Source organism: Bacteroides sp. HMSC067B03, assembly GCF_001811315.1.
GTDB lineage: Bacteria > Bacteroidota > Bacteroidia > Bacteroidales > Bacteroidaceae > Bacteroides > Bacteroides faecis.
On record NZ_KV804341.1, the window covers coordinates 1 to 2,554 of the forward strand.

General features: G+C 44.4%; 2 protein-coding genes and 1 pseudogene. All 3 read right to left on the bottom strand.

What is annotated here, in order from left to right:
• Window positions 1-1,558, bottom strand: a 1,558-nt coding sequence (locus tag HMPREF2794_RS10535; RefSeq protein WP_139147248.1) for a phage portal protein family protein, incomplete at its 3' end; no start/stop codon positions are given.
• Window positions 1,559-1,590: 32 nt separating this feature from the next.
• The gene (locus HMPREF2794_RS10540) at window positions 1,591-2,016 is read right to left on the bottom strand and encodes a hypothetical protein (protein WP_004303265.1); all 426 of its coding nucleotides are present in this window, start codon (window positions 2,014-2,016) and stop codon (window positions 1,591-1,593) included.
• A gap of 2 nt (window positions 2,017-2,018) precedes the next feature.
• Window positions 2,019-2,554 (bottom strand): annotated as a pseudogene (locus tag HMPREF2794_RS10545) (hypothetical protein); the annotation flags it as partial.

A 2,554-nucleotide genomic window follows, 5' to 3' on the forward strand; every position in this document is an offset into this window, starting at 1 on the left:
CTCCGGAGAACTTGAACAAGTTGTCACGTATCCGCTGGGTATCTTCCGCCAGTTCCGGATCATTATAGTCGTCTTTTCCCCATCCTTCAGCCGCCTTCTTATTCAGTTCCCCGTATGTCTTCCTGAATAACTCCTCATCAATATCTCCCGTTTTGACTTTTCGTTCATAAACTTGTTTCATCACCCTGCCGATGATGCCGCTGAAATCATACTCCCCGGCTTCCATGACGGGTGACGTTACCGCTTCATCGTCCGGTTCGGTCTTTTTTTTTTGAGAGTCTGTTTTGGGCTGATTCGGCAATGTTCCTCCCTGTTGCTCACCACCGGGATTTTTCTTTTGACCAATGATCGGAAGCCCCGTTTTCTTTGCGACCTCTTCGTGGTCAAATTCAAAGGTATAAGCCAGCTTGTTGATCGCTTCGATGTATTCTGTGATAGACAAACTTTCCGTGTCGTCCCACTTCAGTTTCAGCCTTTCAAGTGGTTTATATACCGGGCTTATTTTTACCAGTTTAGGGATGATAATATAGTTAAAATAGAACTGGAAAATCATCTTGTCATATTCGTGCCGTGATTTTTCAACACGTTCATGGACTTCTGCCGTACCTTCCCACGCCCCGTTTTCAGTTGTACCCGTCTGACCAAGCAGACGTTTACTGATTTGGTTGTCACATCGTTCCTCTAACGGTAAAAAGGCATTGGTTGTATTTCCTCCGGCTTCTTTCCCATACTCGACCTTTTCATTTCCGGACAGGACTGCAAAGAAATTATTCCTGAAATCCAACATCATCTCGAATAATTCGTCCAACCGTTTTTTATCCTGTCGGTCTGAAGTAACGAAAACAGGAGGAATGCCATATTTTTCAATGTAATTCATCCATGATCCCAAACCCAGTTTCTTTGCAAGGATGATAATTGACAGTTCATTGAGCATCCCCAAAGCCCATGCGTTTCCGAACTGGACATAATAGGGTTCAAGTGCACCGTCCTTATATGACCATCCGGTTTTGTCTGACTCTTCCTTGACGATTATCATCTGTTGCGGGATATAGTTGGACATGGGAACTTCTTCTACATGGCTGATTTCCAAGTTTTCATCAAGATGGGAAATGTCGGCAAGCGATACTCCCTGTAACTGATGTAGAAAACAAATTCTGATAAGCTGGTGAAACCACGGACGATCCAGCAGTTTCTTTGCCTCCTCGTCCTCATTGCCATTGTCATCGACAAGGTTGAATTCTGCCTGTTGTACAGGTAATACACGATTGTCAATCGTCGTTTGTAAATGTTCGTCATTATACAATGATTGGTAGAACCTGTACAGCAAGCCACGTCGCGGATCATCCGGATCGGTTGCCGAAGTTACCGCCATAATCCAATCATCAATGGTCTTTTCCCGGTAGACGACAGCCTGCCTTTTATAAGCAGCACTTGACGAAGATTGTGTCCCACTGCTATCCATCCGAAAATAATACTCATTAAGTACATTCTTCAGACTCATTCGACGAATTGCTTTCTGCTGAAACCAGTTGAATATTTCTCTTAACTTCTTGTACATAACATACCTTTTAAAAGCGGTTTAAAAACTATTTAAAGAAACCATCCGTTGTTCCGTGTATGACCAAACAGAATGGGAGATTCAACATTGCCTTCTTCATCTGTTACCAAAGGAATTTCAGGTGGCAGTGACATGATTCCGTCACGTAACTTGGCAAGTATAAGGTCAGCCCAGTCGTTCATGTCTGATAACGGGTTATTTCCCGTTTTCCGGGCTGCGTTCCGACTTACCGCACGGAAAGCGGTAATGCAGGATATTATCCGGATTAATAACCCCGTTCGTATTGGGGGAATACCGAATATCTTTTTCACGTCATAACGCCCGCTTATATAGGCGGACACTTCACTGATGACAAGATCTTCAATCCCGTTCAAAACTTCCTCGTCTTTTTCGATACTTTCAACCAGCAACCGATTTTGTATGACGGTCGTCAGGTCATCCATGTTGATATACTTCATAGTTACCAAGTGTATTTACGTTTATATCTTCCCGCCTTCCACGGGCGTGTCGCGGGCTCGTCCTCTGGCTGTGGAGGATCAGTATATATTTCAAGTTTCCTCACAGCCTGTTCGTCAGCGTCCGGGCTGTCATCATGCTCTGTCATGCCCGGTTCAACAGCATACAACTGTTTCAAGCCGACAGTAATGTCCGGGCTTGCTTTCAGTTCCTCGTTGACATGCATCCGGGAATTCTGATAATATGGATGCATGCTTATCATACGAAGTATCTTGTTCGTTGTTTTAGGCGTCTGTACCGGAACAAGGTTCAACTCTACACCTGTCTCCGTCTCGGCTTCCCCTATGATACGCTTGACTTCGTCGTTCCAGAATTGGGACTCGTACTGCCAGAAGCAAATAATGCCCTTTGCCCTGAATTCAGCCTGCTTCATGCACATCCATTGTACGCAGAGTTTCATCTTTGACTGCTTTACGAATCCGTCTATCAGCCAAAAATCATTTTTATGCCGTCCCCAAATCTTACATGCGTTAAAGTCAC